Raw genomic sequence first — 17342 nt, 5'->3', positions numbered from 1 at the left:
TTATGACAGCCATGGCTATATGCTCGGCATGACGAGCGAAAACGAAAACACCCCGAACACCAACAGCTATGGCGCCGATTCGATCAAGGTCCTCAAGGGCCTCGATGCGGTGCGCAAACGGCCCGGCATGTATATTGGCGACACCGACGACGGCTCGGGTCTCCACCACATGGTGTTCGAGGTTTCCGACAACGCCATCGACGAGGCGCTGGCCGGCCATTGCGACCGGATCATCATCACGCTGAACCCCGACGGCTCGGTGTCGGTCGAGGATAACGGCCGCGGTATTCCGACCGGTATCCACACCGAGGAAGGCGTGTCCGCCGCCGAAGTGATCATGACCCAGCTCCACGCCGGCGGGAAGTTCGACAACACCAACGACGCCAATGCCTACAAGGTCTCGGGCGGCCTGCACGGCGTCGGCGTGTCGGTGGTCAATGCGCTGAGCGACGTGCTCGACCTGACGATCTGGCGCGACGATCTCGAACATTATATGCAGTTCCGCCAAGGCGACGCCGTGGCGCCGCTCAAGGTCGTCGGCCCGGCCAACGGCAAGAAGGGCACCAAGGTCACCTTCCTGCCGTCGGCCGCGACCTTCAAGATCCTCGAATTCGACTTCGACAAGCTCGAGCACCGCTATCGCGAACTCGCCTTTCTCAATTCGGGGGTGCGGCTGTTCCTTGCCGACGAGCGCCACGCCGAGCGCAAGGAGGTCGAGCTGTTCTACGAGGGCGGGATCGCCGCCTTCGTCAAATATCTCGATCGCACCAAGGTGCCGCTGATGCCCGATCCGGTGGCGATCAACGGCCAGCGCGACGATGTCGGCATCGATGTCGCGCTGGAATGGAACGACAGCTATTATGAGCAGGTCCTCTGCTTCACCAACAACATCCCGCAGCGCGACGGCGGCACGCACCTCGCCGCGTTCCGCGCGGCGCTGACCCGCACCATCAACAACTATGCCGAGAAGTCTGGCGCGCTGAAGAAGGAGAAGGTCAGCCTCACCGGCGACGACATGCGCGAGGGGCTGACCGCAATCGTCTCGGTCAAGCTGCCCGATCCGAAATTCTCGTCGCAGACCAAGGACAAGCTGGTCTCGTCCGAGGTGCGCCAGCCGCTCGAAAGCCTGATGGCCGACAAGCTCGCCGAATGGCTCGAGGAAAATCCGGCGCATGGCCGCTCGATCGTCCAGAAGGTGATCGACGCCGCCGCCGCCCGCGAAGCGGCCAAGAAGGCGCGCGAGCTGACCCGGCGCAAGGGGGTGATGGACATCGCCTCGCTACCCGGCAAGCTGGCCGATTGCCAGGAGCGCGATCCCAGCAAGTGCGAACTGTTCCTGGTCGAGGGTGACTCGGCCGGCGGCTCGGCCAAGCAGGGCCGCGACCGCGTCTATCAGGCGATCCTGCCGCTCAAGGGCAAGATCCTCAACGTCGAACGCGCCCGCTTCGATCGCATGCTGTCCTCCAAGGAGGTCGGCACGCTGATCCAGGCGATGGGCACCGGCATCGGCCGCGACGACTTCAACCTCGAAAAGCTGCGCTACCACAAGATCGTCATCATGACCGACGCAGACGTCGACGGCGCACATATCCGGACGCTGCTGCTCACCTTCTTCTACCGGCACATGAAGCCGATCATCGAGGCCGGCCATCTCTATATCGCCCAGCCGCCGCTCTATAAGGTCACTAAGGGCCGGTCCGAAGTCTATCTGAAGGACGATGCCGCGCTCGACGAATATCTCGTCACCGCGGGACTTGGGTTGATGGTGCTCGAGACTCCGGGCGGGGCGCGTTCGGGCGACGATCTGCGCCAGCTGGTCGAGCATGCCCGGCGGATGCGCTCGCTGATGCGCTTCGTGCCACGCCGCTACGATCCGGTGATCATCGAGGCGCTGTCGCTGACCGGAGCACTGGACCCGGCCGCCGACGAAGCCCGGCACCGCGCCGCCGCCGGCAAGATCGCGGAGTGGATGGGCAGGATCGATCCCGAGGCGGTCTGGTCGGGCGACATGTCCGAAGAGGGCGGCTATCACCTGCGCCGGCTGTGGCGCGGCGTGACCGATCACCACATCATCGATGCCGCGTTCATCCGTTCGGCCGAGGCGCGCAAGCTCCACGCCCTCTCCACCGAACAAGCCGAAGCCTATGGCGCGACCGCGCGGCTGGTGGCGATCAAGAGCGCGGCAGCCTCTGCCGCCGCGGCGGAAGAGGACGATGACGCCCCCATCGTCGATACCAAGGGCACCGCGATCAACCAGCCGTCCGACCTGCTCGACGCGATCCTCGCGGCGGGCCGCAAGGGCATGTCGATTTCGCGCTACAAGGGCCTCGGCGAGATGAACGCCGAACAGCTCTGGCAGACCACGCTGGACCCCGCCAACCGCGCGATGCTGCAGGTCGAGGTCGAGCAGGCCGACGTTGCCGACGAGATCTTCACTCGGCTGATGGGCGACGTGGTCGAACCACGCCGCGAGTTCATCCAGGAAAATGCGCTGAACGTCGCCAATCTGGACGTGTGATCCCATCCCTCGCCGATCGGCGGGGGATTATTTCGCTGGCTTCCAAAGCCGCCAGACCATCACCGCCAGCGCGGCGACGCCGAGCAGCAACAGGCCCCAGAGCAAGGTCTTGCGCCCGGACCAGCGCGACTCCTCGCCGCTCGCCAGCGCGACGCGCGACGCGGCGCGCGCATCGACCATCGCTGCCGGCAGCGCGGCGATGCCGCCGGGCGGTGCGTCGCCCAGCAGCTCCGACGGCGCGAGGAAGCGATTCTCGGCATCGATGGCGCCTACCGCGAGCGTATAGGGCGGCTTGCCGCTGAACAGCGCGAGCAATTGCATCGACTCGAACAGCAGCTCGAGCCGGGGCGGCGCGATGAAGCCCGTCGTGCGGCGATCGGCCTCGATCCGATAGTGGGTGAAGGCGATCCCACTGAGGCGGACCGGTTCGGCCGTCGGCTGGCGTAGCGTGCCCTCGCCGAGTCTCGTCCAGCCCTGGTCGGGGGCGTTGCGGCCGAAGATGCGGATCGGGACGAGCATCTCGCCGGCGGCCGGCGTCACCCGCAGACCTGCCAGCGCAGTGGCATGATCGAGATCGAAGCGGACATCATGGGCGTCGATCCGGCGCGGTTCATCGGTCTCGATGCCGGGCAGCCCGCCACCGATCCGGCGCGCGCTGACCAGTGTCGCGCCGTCGATCGTCACCGGGCCGAGCAGCTTCGACGGGCTGCTCCAGCTGATCCGCAGATAGCGCCGCCGCAGATCGGCGCCGCCGAGATCTATTTCCTCGGTGCCGATCGCGCCCGCCGCATCGGCGGTCTTGCGGTAGAGGGTGCGTGCGCCGATTGGTACCCAACTGCGCAGATCCTCGCTGGCCTCCACCACGAACTCGACCGGCTGTTGCGCCGGCCAGCGCGCCTCGAGGGTGAGGCTGCGCGCGGGATCGGCTAGGGTGCGGGTGTCGAGCAGGACGCCGAGCAGCCTCGGAGCACCGTCTTCCTCCTTCGCCGCGCCGCTGACCCGCACGACCCGGCGCCCGCCGGCGTCCTCGATGCTGAGCACGGCACCGCTCGCAGTGAGCGAGCGGCCCGCGCCGAGGATCGGCAATGCATCGAAGTGCTGGCGGCTAAGCTCGGCGCGGCCGCCCGATGGGCGTGTCGCCGCGAGCGGGAGCGCCGAGCCCTCGCCATCGAACAGCCGCAGGTCCGACCGCTCGGGTGTACGCAGCGCCGCCAGTGCTTCGGCCGGTACCGACAGGCGCTGGAGCGGTGCGCCCGGGGCGGGGGTCACCGCCAGCCGGACGGCATAGCCGTCGGGCCGCGCCGGATCATGCGCCACCTGATCGCTGCAGGCCGTAATGGCGCACAGCATGGCGATCGGGAGCGCCCAGCGGCTCATGGCTCCTTCTCCTCCGCCCCGCCCGTGCGGGGCGGCAGCGGCGCGAAATAGCCCACGACCAGCATCAACACGCCGACGACGATGAAGATGACGATCCGGGCGCCGCTGCTCGCATTGGAAAGGTCGACGAAGAACAGCTTGAGCACCACCACCATGAGCAGGCCTGCGCCAGCGAGCCAGGCGCCGCGCTCGCTCCGCCGATGCGCGAACAGCATCAGGCCGAGCGCGAGCAGGGTCCAGAGGATGGTGAGCCCCGCTTGCACCACCGAGGAGCCGAGCAGCGCGTCGGCATCCCAGGGAACGCCGATATAATGGTGGGCGACGCGGAGCCAGACCATGTTGACCTCAACGAACGCCAGGCCGGCGACCGCAATCCAGGCGGGACGCGAGGCGAGCCAGCCGGTACCGCGATGGGGCGGATCGAGCGCGATAAGGCTGCGGCGCCACAGCACCAGCGCGGCGAGCCCGAGCGCGAGGGTGAGCTCGACCGGATTGATCAGCGGCACATAGGGCAGCGGCGCGGCATCGCCCTCGGCGATCAGCGCGGCGGCAAGCGATCCGAGATAGACCAGGCCCGCGATCGGCAGCGCGGCATCGGCCTGATAGGCGGCGAGGTGGCGATCGAGCGGCCAGACCCGCTCGGCCGGGGCCTGCCGCGAGGCACGGGCGGTCCACAGCGTCAGCAGACCGAGCATCGCCACCCCGGCGACCAGGAAGATGACCCCGGCCCAGCTGCTGTTCCACAGCGAGCCGCGATCGACCCCGAGCCAAAGGATGTCGACGAGCAGCAGCGCCGCGAGCCAGACGCCTCCGACATGGCTCAGCCGCTGGAGCAGCCGCGCGCCCGGCCCGGCGGCGGGATCGCGATCATTGGCGTGGAGGAGATGGACATGGAGGCCGATCGCGACGAGCCAGAACGCCCAGGCGGGGTGATAGAGGATGTGATTGCCGGTGGTTGCCTGGGCGAACCATGTTCCGAACAGGACAGCCAGCGTCACCCGGCCGGGCCAGGTTGCGACCGTCCAGTTCCAGCGCCGGCCGGCGAGCGATGCGACCCAGGCGCTCGCGACGAGGCCGACCATCGTCAGCAATTGCTGGAGGCTCGCGGAGAAGACCGGCACCGGCCATTCGCCGGTGACCGCGGCGGGGGCCTGACGGCAGATCTCGGCGATCAGCGCGAGGCTCCAGATCAGGAAGCCGAGCAGGAAGGCCGGCTTGCCGAAAAGCCGTTCGCCCGTCGCATAGCCCAGGGCCCAGCGCGATCCGCTGTGCGGCAGCTCGCTGCGCAGCCACCAGGCGGTCTCAAGGATCGGCAGCGCGACCAGCAGGCCGGTCAGGAACAGCGGGTTGATCAGCGGCAGGTCGTAAACATTGTCCTCGATCATCGTCAGGAACAGCAGTGCCGCAAGCAACTGAAGCGCGATCCCGAAGCCGCGCGACATCCAGCGCGCCTGCCGCATGCCGAGCCAGAAGGCACCGGCACCTTCGAGTGCCCAGGCCGACCCCGTCCAGCGCGCGCCGAGCGCGAGCGGGATCGCCAGCGTCGCAAAGCCGACGCCGATCGCCAGCATCGTTTCGGCGAGCAGGCGATAGTCCCGGCCGCCGCGCCGCATCACTGCGGTGGCGAGGATCAGATAGGCGGCACCGAAGCCGAGCGCCGAGAAGGCGGCGCCATAGTCGTAGCGCGCGACCAGCCCCGCCTGCAGCCCGAAGCCGACCAGCGCGACCCCGAACAACAGGCTCGAGTCGACGATGTGCCCGGCCCGGCTGGCGCTGTTGCGCGCGTACAGGATGGCGATGGCGAGATAGATCGCCACCGACAGCAGCAGGAAGCTCTCGGCGACTGCAAAATCCTGCGGCCGATAACCGAAGCCGCCCCAGGCGCTGGCAATGCCGAAGGTGGCGACGAAGCCGATCAGGTTGATGCTGCGCCACGCCTTGCGCCATGCGAGCGCGAGCACGCCGAGGTTGAGCAATGCATGATAGCCGAACATCACCGCGACCGGCCCGCCATGGCCGCCCAGCAGCAGCGGCACGGCATAGCCGCCCGCAAACGCCGCCGCGGCGAGGCCCTGCGCATCCTGCAGCAGCGCCAGCGCAACCGCCCCGGCACAGATGATGACCATCAGCGCGAAGGCGGCGGGCAACAGCAGGATCGGGTAGAGCGCCGCGGCCGCGAAGATCGTCAGATAGAGGATCGCGACGCCGCCGCCCTGCAGGGTGAGCGCGAAAGCGGGGCGCGCGGCGCGCCGGTTGAAGCCGATGACGAGCAGCGCGATGCCCGCGGCGGCGACCAGCGCGAGCCGGATCTCGATCGGCAGCAAGCCGGCGCCGGCCGCCCAGCGCGCGAGGAAGGCCAGGCCGATGAACAGCACGACAAGCCCGACGCGGACGATCGTGTTGCCGCCGAGCAGCCAGTCGCGCGCGGCAGCGACGCCGCGCTCGATGATCCCGGGTTCGGCGGGAGGCGGCGGTAGCGCGGGTTCGGCCGGTGGCGAGAGAGCGGGCGACGCAATCGATGGCCCAGTTGGTTCGGCCGGCGCGTCGATCACTCGGACACTGCTCGGCACGACCGTTCGAGGACGTGGCACCGGCTCGGCTTCGACGGGCAGCACCGCCGCCGCGCGTCCATCGAGCATCGCGGCGAACTCGGCCCGGACCGCCCTGCGCAGCCCCCAGCCGGCACCGGCGCCCAGCGCGACGCCCAGGATCATGCCCCATTGCTCGAAATCGGCCGCGAACAGGCCGAGCAGGCCTCCGACGATCAGCCCCCACAAGATCATCCGGTTTTCTCCGTCGGCCCCGTAGTCAGGGTCTAGCCTAGGCGGTGCCGCCGGTCGACTCCGCACGGCGGGGTGCTAAAGGGCAGGGATGAGCACAGTCCTTCGCATCCTGGTCGACGCCGATGCCTGTCCGGTGAAGGACGAGATCTACAAGGTCGCCTGGCGCCATGAGGTGCCGGTGACGCTGGTCAGCAACCAGCATCTGCGCATCCCTGCCCACCCGCTGATCGACAAGGTCGTGGTAGGATCGGGTTTCGATGCCGCTGACGACTGGATCGCCGAAGCGAGCAATGCCGGTTCGGTGGTAGTCACCGCCGATATCCTGCTCGCCGATCGCTGCCTGAAGGCTGGCGCGACGGTGATCTCGCCGACCGGCAAGCCGTTTACCGCGAATTCGATCGGCTCGGCGGTGGCGACCCGAGCGATCATGGCCGATCTGCGCGCTGGTGCGGTCGGCGACGGTATCGGCGGGCCCGCGCCCTTCGCCAAAGCCGATCGGTCGCGTTTCCTGTCGGCGCTCGATGCCGCGCTGGTGCGGATGCGGCGCCAGGCCTGAGGCCTGTTGGGATCAGGCCAGACTCTTCGACACCTGCTCGAACACGTCCTTCGACAGGCCGGGCGTGTCCATCATCCGCTGCAGCTCCGCCTTCATCAACTTTGCGCGCGCCTCGTCGAAGCGGCGCCAGCGGCCAAGCGGGGGGACGAGCTTGGCCGCGGTCTGCGGGTTGAGGCTGTCGACCTTCAGCAGCATGTCGGTCAGGAAGCGATAGCCGCGGCCGCTCGCCTCATGGAAGATCAGTTGGTTGCCGGACATCGCGCCGACGACCGAGCGTAGCCGGTTCGGGTTGGCGATGGTGAAGTCGGGGTGGCGCACCAGCTCCTCGACGCGGTCGAGCGTATCGGGGCGGATAGAGAAGGCCTGGGTCGAGAACCATTTGTCCATCACCAGCCCGTTGTCGCGGAAGCGCTCGTAGAAGGCGGCGATGGCGATGTCCCGCTCCGCGGTCATGCTGTTGGCCAGCGTGCCGAACGCGCCCTGGCGGTCGGTCATGTTGTCGGCTTCGCTGAATTGCTTGAGCGCCAGCGCCGGCGCATCCTCCGCGCCGCTGGCCATGATGAAGCCCAGCGCGATCGAGCGCAGTCGGCGTGCGCCCTTCGCCTGCGGCGACAGCTCGAAGCGGTTCGCCTGGGTGCGGTCGTAGGCGTGGCGCCACTCATCCTCCAGGGCGGTGCCGAGATCGCGGCGCAATGCCTCCCGCGCACGATGGATCGCGATCGGATCGACCACCGGCATCTGGTCGCCGATGAAGGATTCGGAGGGCAGCAGCATCGTCTCGCCGATGAAGGCGAAGTCGAGCCGCGGATCGGTCAGCGTGTTGCGCACCGCGTCGATCACCGGGTCATGATCGGCCTTTCCGGTCGAAACCGTGGCGATCATCGTATCGAGCATCAGCTGCTGCATCGCCTCGTAGCGGCCGAACGGATCGTCGTCATGCGCGGACAGGAAGGCGAGATCGGCGGCAGAGCGGTCCGCATCGATCACCACCGGCGCCGAAAAGCTGCGATTGATCGACAGCACCGGCCGCTCGGCGATGCCTTCGAACATTATCTCGTGGCGGTCGCTGTCGAGCAGCACCAGCCGCTCCTCCTCGAACGGCTTGGCGCTCAGCTCGCCGAACAGCGATATCTTGAGCGGGATCAGCATCGGTTGCTTCTCGGGTTGCCCCGGCGTCGGCGGCACGGTCTGCTCCAGCGTCAGCAGCGCCCGGCCACCCGCCGGCTCATGAGTCAGCGTGGCGCGGACGCGGGGGGTGCCGGCCTGCGAATACCATAGCCGGAACTGGGTCAGGTCGATGCCGCTCGCCTCCTCCATCGCCAGCACGAAGTCCTCGCAGGTGGCGGCAGTGCCGTCATGGCGGGAGAAATAGAGGTCGGAGCCGGCCCGGAATCGCTGCGGCCCCAACAGCGTGTGGAGCATGCGGATCACCTCGGCGCCCTTGTTATAGACCGTCGCGGTGTAGAAGTTCGAAACCTCCATATAGCTTTCGGGACGAATCGGGTGCGCGAGCGGCCCGGCATCCTCGGGGAATTGCGCCGCGCGCAGCAGCCGCACATCCTCGATCCGCTTGACCGCGGCAGAGCCCTGGTCCGCGCTGAAAGACTGGTCGCGGAAGACCGTGAAACCTTCCTTGAGCGACAGCTGGAACCAGTCGCGGCAGGTGACGCGGTTGCCCGACCAGTTGTGGAAATATTCATGCGCCACCACGCCTGCCACGCCGTCATAATCGATGTCGGTGGCGGTGTCCGGATCGGCGAGAATGTAGCGCGAATTGAAGATGTTGAGGCTTTTGTTCTCCATCGCGCCGAAATTGAAGTCGCTCACCGCGACGATGTTGTACTCGCCCAGGTCATATTCGAGGCCGTAGACCTTCTCGTCCCATGCCATCGACGCCTTGAGCGCCGTCATCGCATGGCCGGTCTTGGGCAGATCGCTCTCGACCACCCATATCGCCAGCTTGACCTCGCGGCCGCTCTTGGTGGTGAAGCTGTCGACATTGGCGGCGAGGTTGGCCGCGACCAGCGCGAACAGATAGCTGGGCTTGGGGAAGGGATCGGTCCACTCGGCGAAATGGCGACCGCCGGGCATGTCGCCGCTCGCGGTCAGGTCGCCGTTCGACAGCAGCACCGGGAAGCGCGCCTTGTCGGCGTCCATTCGCACCCGGTAGCGGCTGAGCACATCCGGCCGGTCGAGAAAGAAGGTCATCCGGCGGAAGCCTTCGGGCTCGCACTGGCTGCACAGATTGCCGCCCGAAGCGTAGAGCCCCATCAGCTGCAGGTTCGCCTCCGGGCTGATCTCCACCTGCGTCTCGATGCTGTGGGCATTGCCCGGCAGGTCGATCACGAGGTCCGACCCATCCATCCGCCAGGCATCGGCCTGCGACTCCCCGTCGATCAGCACGACCAGCGGAGTCAGGCCATCGCCATGCAGCCGCAACGGATGGTTGTGCGATCCGTTGCGGGTCACGTCGAGCCGGCCTGTCACCCGGGTCCGGGCCGGGTCCAGCGAGAAATCGAGGAACACGTCCGGCATCAGCCAGTCGGGCTTGCGATAATCGGCGCGACGGATGACCGGGGGATTGGCGGCTGCGTTCTGGATGTCGAGCATGGCCACAGTCTAAGCCCCTCCGTTTGGACAAACAATGCTGCGGCTCTTCGCGAACCTGTCTACAGCGAGGCCATGGCGACATTTCTGATCTTTGGCCCCGGCTATACAGCATCGCACATATCGACGGCCGCGCAAGGCCGTGGTTTCGACGTCGAAACGGTTGGCCGTGCAGAGATCGAGCGGGGCGACCCGGTGGTCGCGGCGATCGGCCGGGCGAGTCATATCCTGTCTTCAGTCCCGCCCGACGGCGCCGCCGACCCGGTGCTCGCGCGCTATGGGGCGGCGCTCGCCAGCTGCCGCGCTACATGGATCGGCTATCTCTCGTCGAGCGGAGTCTATGGCGACACCGGCGGTGCCTGGGTCGATGAAAGCGCCCCGATCGGCGCCGGCCGGCGCAGCGCCCGCGCCGCCGCGGACCGCGCCTGGGCGGCGCTCCATCGGCAGGCCCGCATATTCCGCCTGCCAGGTATATACGGCCCCGGCCGCTCGCCGCTCGACCGGGTGGCGACCGGCACCGCGCATCGCATCGACCTGCCCGGGCAGGTGTTCAGCCGCATCCATGTCGACGATATCGTCGGTGGGGTGCTGGCCAGTCTGGAGCGGGGGCCGCCGGGCGTCTATAATCTCGCCGACGACCTGCCGATCGGCCAGAATCGGGTTATCGAAGCGGCCTGCGACCTGGTCGGCCTGCCCTATCCACCGTTGCAGAGCCTCGAGGAATCCGGCCTCTCGCCCGCCGCCCGCGCCTTTTACGGCGAGAACCGGCGTGTCGCCAACGGCAAGGCGAAGCGCCTGCTGGGCTGGACGCCGCGCTACCCGGATTACGGCGCGGGGCTGCGATCGTTGAGAGTCTAGTTCTTGCCGGGTGCCGCAGTCGCCCGCGGGGGCGGGGTGAAACGGCCGGTCACGCGGCCGCCACCGCTGCCGCCGACCGCGCCGCCGTCCAGCGTGGCGAAGCCGGTATTCATGTTGAGCACCATGCGGTTGCCGCGGGTTTCGCCCTGGCCGGGGCGCGACAGCACGACGCCGCCGATCATAGTGACGAGCCGGCTGCGCAGATCGTAGATGCCGAACTGGGCGCGCGCGGTTTCGGTGCGGCTGGTCAGGGTCACGCCGCCCGAGGCGTCCATGCGGGTGACCTGGGTCTGGTTGGCGGAGGTATAGGCGATGGTCACGCGGCTGGCGCGCAGCCGCATGTCGCCCTGGGTGATGTCGACATTGCCGGTCAGCACCGCACGATCGGCGCGGTCCTGCAATTCGATCCGGTCCGCGGCGAAGTCGACCGGAGCGTTGGCGTCGTGATTCTTGAGAGCGGACACGGCCTGCGCCGAAGCGGACGCCGCCGCTCCGGCGAAAAGCGCGACCAGCAGCGTCTTCGCCAGCACCGCACGCTGCATTCCATCGTTCCTTCCGCTCGTCATATCGCCGTTCACTTGGCGCGCCGCTGGTCGATATGCAAGCGCGCACGCCCCTGCAGCACCACCACCCTCGAGTTCAGATCGGCGATGAAGCGGTCGCCCGCGAAGGTACCGATGTTCATCCGCCCGTCGACGCGGCCCTTGCTCGCGGCGGTGCGGCTCTTGAGATCGATGTCGACGTCACGCGTCTCGATGCGGTAGCCGTCGGACGAACGGAACAGCACCGGCCCGTCGATCGCCACCTTTTCGCTGTCCATGTCGTAGCGGCCATGGCCGGCGTCGACCCGCGCCGGACCATCCTCGAGCCGGATCGTCGCGGCCAGCTTCTGCAGCCGCACCACGGGGTCGCGCGACGAGACCTGCACCGCCGAACCTGCGTTGAGCTGGAACGGCTGCCCCTTCGAATCCTGACCGCGATAGGTGGCGGCGGTGACACGCATCCGTTCGCGCGCGACGTCGACACGATCCTTGGACAGCACGAAGCTGATGTCCCGGCCGACGGTGAGCGGCGCCAGGGCGAGCAGGATCACCAGAGCGACGATCGCCACCGGCAGCACCAGCCGCAGGATGGCGATGACGCGGTCGTGGCTGCTGCCGGTCGCGGCCCAGAGCTGGCGTTCGCTCCTGGCGCGATCGGCTAGTTCAGACATGCGCGAAGATGTCGATCTCGGGCCAGCCGGCGAGATCGAGCTCGGCGCGGGCGGGCAGGAAGTCGAAGCAGGCCTGGGCGAGCGCCATGCGGCCTTCCCGGATCAGCCGCTCGTCGAGGATGGTTCGCATCGCGTGGAGATAGCGCACATCGGATGCCGCATAATCCTTCTGCGCGTCGGACAGTTCGGCCGCGCCCCAGTCGGAGCTTTGCTGCTGCTTCGACACTTCCTGGCCGAGCAGCTCGCGGACCAGCTCCTTGAGGCCGTGGCGATCGGTATAGGTGCGGATCAGGCGCGACGCGGTCTTGGTGCAGTAGACCGGCGCGGCCACCACGCCGAGATAATATTTGATCGCGGCGAGATCGAACCGCGCGAAATGGTAGAGCTTGATGCGTTCTGGATCGGCCAGCACGGCGCGCAGGTTGGGCGCGGCATAGTCGCCGCCGGCGGCGAAGCGGACGAGATGCTCGTCGCCCCCTCCATCGGAAATCTGGACCAGGCACAGCCGGTCGCGCGGCGTGACCAGTCCCATCGTCTCGGTATCGACCGCAACCGGCCCGGGCGCGAGAACGCCTTCAGGCAGGTCCTCCTGGTGCAAATAAACTGTCATCGGGCCGCCTTAGGGCGCTGGCAGGGACAGGGCAAGAACCCCCCTCGCCGACGGCGGGGGCGACAGGGCTTATCTCGCCTTTTTCTTCCGCGCCTTCCGCTGGACCATGTTCAGGCTTTCGACCAGCGCCGAGAAGGCCATTGCCGCATAGATATAGCCCTTCGGCACATGGACGCCGAAGCCCTCGGCGATCAGCGTCATGCCGATCATGAAGAGGAAGGCGAGCGCGAGCATCACCACGGTCGGGTTCTTCTCGATGAAGCGCGACAGCGGTCCGGCCGCGGTCATCATCGCGCCGACGGCGGCGATCACCGCGATGAACATGATCGGGACATGATCGGTCATGCCGACGGCGGTGATGATCGAGTCGATCGAGAAGACGAGGTCGAGCAGGATGATCTGGACGATCGCCGCGCCGAAGCCGAGCCCGGCCTTCTTCGCGTCGAACATATCGCCTTCGTCGTCATGATCCACGCTGTGGTGGATCTCCTTGGTCGCTTTCCACACCAGGAACAGGCCGCCTGCGATCAGGATCATGTCGCGCCACGACAGCGGATGGCCGAACGCCTCGAACACCGGCCGCGTCAGCGTGACGATGAACGCGATCAGGCTGAGCAGCACCAGCCGCAGGCCCAGCGCGAGGCCGATGCCGATCATCCGGGCCCGCGCGCGATACTGCTCGGGGAGCTTGTTGGTGAGGATCGAGATGAAGATGAGGTTGTCGATGCCGAGCACCACCTCCATCGTCACCAGCGCGGCCAGCGCCGCCCAGTTGGCGGGGTCGGCGAAGATGGCGGCAAAATCGGGCATGATGTCCTTCGGATTCGTTCAGCGGGGGATCAGCTTCAGGTTCACCGCGAAGGTCGGGTGGGCCCTGCGACTCGGCAAGCTCCTTGCGGCGAATCGTGCGGCGAACGAAGCCGGGAACCGTGAGAAAACACGGTAACATTCTCGATCCGGCGGCATTTTCGCCCCTGTCGGCGTATGTATGCAGGCTTATCGGCGGTGAAAGCACTCGCAGCCGGGCGCTAATTGCTTTATGGCTTTTCTTTGGCGCGACTGGTTTTCACGCCCGGAGGATGATGCGCCAGCGCCCGGCGCATGGTCCTTTCGAGATATGGGGCGAGATTCGGGAAGAACTGCAAGGCATGGGTTTCGATAGAGGTAAGCGCGGTCCGCGCGGCGGCAGGGACAAGCGCGACGGCTTCGGTGACGAGAGTTACGGCGGCTATAGTGGAGGCGGTTTCGGCGGTGGCGGTGATCGCTTCGGTGGCGGCGGCGGCGGCGGTTATGGAGGCGGCGGTGACCGCTTCGGCGGCGGCGGCGGCGGCGGTGATCGCTTCGGCGGCGGTGGCGGCGGCGGCGGTTTCCGCGGCGGCGGCGGCGGCGGTGGGTTCGGCGGCGGTGGCGGCGGCGGAGCCCGTGGCGGCATGCCTGCCCAGGTCATCGGCGAAGGCAAAGGCGTCGTAAAATTCTTCAATGGCCAGAAGGGCTTCGGCTTCATCGTGCGCGATGATGGCGGGGAAGATGTGTTCGTTCACATCTCTGCGGTCGAGCAGGCTGGGCTGACCGGTCTGGCCGATGGCCAGCCGCTCGAGTTCACTCTCGTCGATCGCGGCGGCCGGGTCTCGGCGACCGATCTCAAGATCGACGGCGAGCCGATGGCGGTCGAGGAACGCGCTCCGCGCGAGCCTCGCGAAGGCGGCTTCGGCGGTCCTGCTGGCGGCGCCGGCGGCGCTCCGCGTGGCGGCCCTTCGCGGCAGCTCACCGGCGAGAAGGCGAGCGGAACGGTCAAGTTCTTCAACGCGATGAAGGGCTTCGGCTTCATCCAGCGCGACGATGGACAGCCGGACGCTTTCGTCCACATCTCGGCGGTCGAACGCGCAGGGATGACCAACCTCAACGAGGGCGACCGACTCGAGTTCGAACTCGAGGTCGATCGTCGCGGCAAATATGCCGCGGTGAACCTCACCCCGCTCAGCTGATCCCAGGATCGGACGCGAAAAAGCCCGGCTTCCGCAAGGAGGCCGGGTTTTTTGTGTGCCAGCCTCGCGGCAGGAGCACCACCCTCTTGATCGTCATCCCGGCTGAGACCGGGATCTCAGGAGGTGACGCGCCGCCTATCGCCTGAGATCCCGGCCTCCGCCGGGATGACGCTTGGGGCGGCCGCCAATAGCGCCACTCAACCCTTCGGCACGAACGCCAGCGCCACGCCATTCATGCAGTAGCGCTTACCGGTCGGCGGCGGGCCGTCGTCGAAGACATGGCCGAGATGGCCGCCGCAGCGGCGGCAATGGACCTCGGTGCGGGCAAAGCCGAGCATGTGATCGGTACTGGTTCCGACCGCCTTGGGCAGCGGCGCCCAGAAGCTGGGCCAGCCGGTGCCGCTGTCGAATTTGGTGCGCGACGAGAACAGCGGCAGCGCACACCCCGCACAGGCGAAGGTGCCGGCGCGATGCTCCTTGTTGAGCGGGCTCGAAAAGGGCGGTTCGGTCGCCTCGTGGCGCAGAGTCTGGTAGGCGGCGAGGCTCAGCCGCTTGCGCCATTCGGCATCGCTGAGACTGACCTCGAACCGGCCTTCCGGCGCCGACATCGCCCTGCCCGCGATGATGGCCGTAACGGCAGTAGCCATCCCTGCGCCCAGCAACGTCCTGCGATCGATCATCCCGCCTCTCCTCTCCACCCATGTGGGAACGGGGCAGATACGCATCAACCTTGGCGAAGGTTACGCAACATCCTTAGATAGGCGCCGATGATTATCGACTATCCGATCGCGCTGCGCGAAGCGATCCGCGCCGAGGCCTTGGCACTGGGCTTTGCCGCCTGCGGCTTTGCGCGCGCCGACGCCGCGCCGGAGAGCGCGGCGCGTCTCGACGCTTGGCTGGAGTCGGGCGCGCATGGCTCGATGGACTGGATGGAGACGCGCAAGGGGCAGCGCGGCCGGCCGCAGGCGCTATGGCCCGAAGCCGCCAGCCTGATCATGCTCGGCATGAGCTACGCCCCCCGCGAGGATCCGATGCGGCTCGCCGGCGAACCCGGCATCGGGCGGATCTCCACCTATGCGCAGGGGGCCGACTATCACGACGTCGTCAAGAAGGCGCTCAAGGCGCTCGCGCGCTGGATGATCGAGCGCAGCGGCGGCGAATTGAAAGTGTTCGTCGATACCGCTCCGGTGATGGAGAAACCGCTCGCGGCGGCGGCAGGGCTCGGCTGGCAGGGCAAGCACAGCAATGTCGTCTCGCGCGACTTCGGCAACTGGCTTTTCCTCGGCGCGATCATGACCACGCTCGACCTGCCGCCCGACGAGGCGCATGATGATCGCTGCGGTAGCTGCACCGCCTGCCAGGCCGCCTGCCCGACCGACGCCTTCCCTACCCCCTATGTCGTCGATGCGCGCCGCTGCATCTCCTATCTCACCATCGAACATCGCGGCCCGATTCCACAGGAGTTTCGCGCACCGATCGGCAACCGGATCTACGGCTGCGACGATTGCCTTGCCGTCTGCCCCTGGAACAAATTCGCCGAACATGCCGCGGCGAACAGGGCCTTTGCGGGCCGCGCCGAGCTCGCCGCGCCCGAACTCGCCGACCTGCTCGCGCTCGACGATGCCAGCTTCCGCGCGATATTCGCAGGCTCGCCGATCAAGCGGATCGGCCGGGACCGGATGGTCCGCAACGCTGCCATCGCCGCGGGCAACAGCGCGCTGCCGGCGTTGCTGCCGGCGATCCGCCGCCTGCTCGATGATGAAGCTTCGATCGTGCGGGGCGCCGCCATCTGGGCGCTGTCGCGGCTCGATCCGTCCGGCTTCCGCGGCGAACGATCGATACGGCGGCCCCTCGAGCATGACTCCGCTGTCCTCTCCGAATGGGATATGGCGATTGCAGCCGAGGCATCTGCCCGATAACAGGCGCCGAAGCATAACGGCGGAGGCAGGCATGGACATCATCGGAGTGGTCGGCGCGGGGCAGATGGGGGCCGGAATCGCCCAGATCGCCGCACAGGCCGGCATGAAGGTGTTCCTGTCCGACGTGTCGCTCGATGTCGCCGCCAAGGGCAAGGCCGGGATCGTCAAGATGCTCGACAGGGCGGTCGAGCGCGGCAAGCTGGAAGCCGAGAAGCGCGATCGCGCCGCGGACCTGCTGGTGCCGGTCGCCGATCTCGAGCCGATGCGGGCGGCCGACCTCATCATCGAGGCCGCAACCGAGCGTGAAGCGATCAAGCGGCAGATCTTCGACACGATCGGCAAGGTGCTGAGTCCCACCGCGATCCTCGCCACCAACACCTCGTCGATCTCGATCACCCGGCTGGGCCAGGCGGTAGCCGATCCCGCCCGCTTCATCGGCATGCACTTCTTCAATCCCGTGCCGCTGATGCCGCTGCTCGAACTGATCAAGGGCCTGGCGACCGGCCCGGCCGCGGTCACCGCCGCCGAGGAATTCGGCCGCCGCACCGGCAAGACGACGATCCTCGCCACCGACAGCCCCGGTTTCGTCGTCAACCGCATCCTGCTGCCGCTGCTCAACGAGGCCTGTTTCGCCGCCGGCGAACGGCTCGCGTCGATCCCGGATATCGATGCCGGCCTGAAGCTCGGTGCGGGCCACCCGATGGGTCCGCTTACCCTGGCCGACATGATCGGTCTCGACACCATCCTCGAGGTGCTGCGCGTCTTCCAGGGGGATTTCGGCGATCCGAAATACCGCCCCGCGCCGATTCTGCTGAAGATGGTCGAGGCCGGCTGGCTGGGACGCAAGAGCGGCAAGGGCTTCTATGACTATTCCGGCGAAACCCCGGTGGCGTCTTTTTAGCTCGGCCTCAAACGC

The 17342-nt window shown here is 67.5% G+C and carries 14 protein-coding genes; 6 read left to right on the top strand and 8 right to left on the bottom strand.

The annotated features are described in order from the left end of the window. Positions 1-19: 19 nt before the first annotated feature. Complete coding sequence (gene gyrB, locus AAC645_RS15485; protein WP_422785845.1) at positions 20-2518, top strand: DNA topoisomerase (ATP-hydrolyzing) subunit B; 2499 nt, start codon at positions 20-22, stop codon at positions 2516-2518. 27 nt (positions 2519-2545) lie between these two features. Here gyrB and AAC645_RS15480 read toward each other — a convergent pair whose 3' ends face one another. Both AAC645_RS15480 and AAC645_RS15475 read right to left on the bottom strand, forming a co-directional pair. After that, a complete protein-coding gene (locus tag AAC645_RS15480) occupies positions 2546-3895 on the bottom strand; it encodes a DUF3999 family protein (RefSeq protein WP_340317320.1) in 1350 nt (449 codons plus the stop codon). Further along, positions 3892-6678, bottom strand: a complete 2787-nt coding sequence (locus AAC645_RS15475) for a DUF2339 domain-containing protein (protein ID WP_340317319.1) — start codon at positions 6676-6678, stop codon at positions 3892-3894. The genes AAC645_RS15480 and AAC645_RS15475 overlap by 4 nt, the downstream gene beginning before the upstream one ends. Positions 6679-6766: 88 nt before the next feature. Between AAC645_RS15475 and AAC645_RS15470 the strand changes: the two genes are divergently transcribed. Then, positions 6767-7234 carry a YaiI/YqxD family protein gene (locus tag AAC645_RS15470; protein WP_340317318.1) on the top strand — a complete coding sequence of 156 codons (468 nt, stop codon included), beginning with the start codon at positions 6767-6769 and terminating at the stop codon, positions 7232-7234. 12 nt (positions 7235-7246) lie between these two features. Here AAC645_RS15470 and pepN read toward each other — a convergent pair whose 3' ends face one another. Next, positions 7247-9844 (bottom strand): aminopeptidase N, encoded by a 2598-nt coding sequence (gene pepN, locus AAC645_RS15465; protein ID WP_340317345.1) that lies wholly within the window; start codon positions 9842-9844, stop codon positions 7247-7249. A 72-nt stretch (positions 9845-9916) separates the two neighbouring features. Here pepN and AAC645_RS15460 point away from each other — a divergent pair, with 72 nt between their 5' ends. Further along, positions 9917-10699: a Rossmann-fold NAD(P)-binding domain-containing protein gene (locus tag AAC645_RS15460; RefSeq protein ID WP_340317317.1), complete on the top strand. Its 783-nt coding sequence runs from the start codon at positions 9917-9919 to the stop codon at positions 10697-10699. On the opposite strand, the gene AAC645_RS15455 is transcribed toward AAC645_RS15460, so the two are convergent. The 4 genes from AAC645_RS15455 to AAC645_RS15440 all read right to left on the bottom strand — a co-directional run bounded on the left by AAC645_RS15455 (position 10696) and on the right by AAC645_RS15440 (position 13332). After that, the gene (locus tag AAC645_RS15455) at positions 10696-11241 is read right to left on the bottom strand and encodes an LptA/OstA family protein (RefSeq protein ID WP_340317316.1); all 546 of its coding nucleotides are present in this window, start codon (positions 11239-11241) and stop codon (positions 10696-10698) included. The two genes, AAC645_RS15460 and AAC645_RS15455, sit on opposite strands and share 4 nt — an antisense overlap. Positions 11242-11273: 32 nt before the next feature. Beyond that, a complete protein-coding gene (lptC, locus tag AAC645_RS15450) occupies positions 11274-11912 on the bottom strand; it encodes an LPS export ABC transporter periplasmic protein LptC (protein ID WP_340317314.1) in 639 nt (212 codons plus the stop codon). Further along, complete coding sequence (locus AAC645_RS15445; protein ID WP_340317312.1) at positions 11905-12522, bottom strand: ribonuclease D; 618 nt, start codon at positions 12520-12522, stop codon at positions 11905-11907. The genes lptC and AAC645_RS15445 overlap by 8 nt, the downstream gene beginning before the upstream one ends. Before the next feature lie 69 nt (positions 12523-12591). Further along, positions 12592-13332 (bottom strand): TerC family protein, encoded by a 741-nt coding sequence (locus AAC645_RS15440; RefSeq protein ID WP_340317311.1) that lies wholly within the window; start codon positions 13330-13332, stop codon positions 12592-12594. Positions 13333-13670: 338 nt separating this feature from the next. Between AAC645_RS15440 and AAC645_RS15435 the strand changes: the two genes are divergently transcribed. Next, entirely contained in the window at positions 13671-14507 is an 837-nt protein-coding gene (locus AAC645_RS15435) for a cold-shock protein (RefSeq protein ID WP_340317310.1), read from the top strand. 197 nt (positions 14508-14704) lie between these two features. Here the strand turns inward: AAC645_RS15435 and msrB are convergent, their stop codons facing one another. Continuing rightward, positions 14705-15187, bottom strand: coding sequence for a peptide-methionine (R)-S-oxide reductase MsrB (gene msrB, locus AAC645_RS15430; protein WP_340317309.1), 483 nt, complete (start codon positions 15185-15187; stop codon positions 14705-14707). Positions 15188-15274: 87 nt separating this feature from the next. Here msrB and queG point away from each other — a divergent pair, with 87 nt between their 5' ends. Together queG and AAC645_RS15420 are read left to right on the top strand one after the other, a co-directional pair. Continuing rightward, complete coding sequence (gene queG, locus AAC645_RS15425; protein ID WP_340317308.1) at positions 15275-16426, top strand: tRNA epoxyqueuosine(34) reductase QueG; 1152 nt, start codon at positions 15275-15277, stop codon at positions 16424-16426. Between the two features lie 31 nt (positions 16427-16457). Then, positions 16458-17327 carry a 3-hydroxyacyl-CoA dehydrogenase family protein gene (locus tag AAC645_RS15420; RefSeq protein ID WP_340317306.1) on the top strand — a complete coding sequence of 290 codons (870 nt, stop codon included), beginning with the start codon at positions 16458-16460 and terminating at the stop codon, positions 17325-17327. The last annotated feature ends 15 nt before the right edge of the window (positions 17328-17342 follow it).

Origin of the sequence: Rhizorhabdus argentea, from assembly GCF_037861105.1 — a bacterium.
GTDB classification, from domain to species: domain Bacteria; phylum Pseudomonadota; class Alphaproteobacteria; order Sphingomonadales; family Sphingomonadaceae; genus Rhizorhabdus; species Rhizorhabdus argentea.
This window is presented reverse-complemented; position numbering and strand designations above follow the sequence as displayed.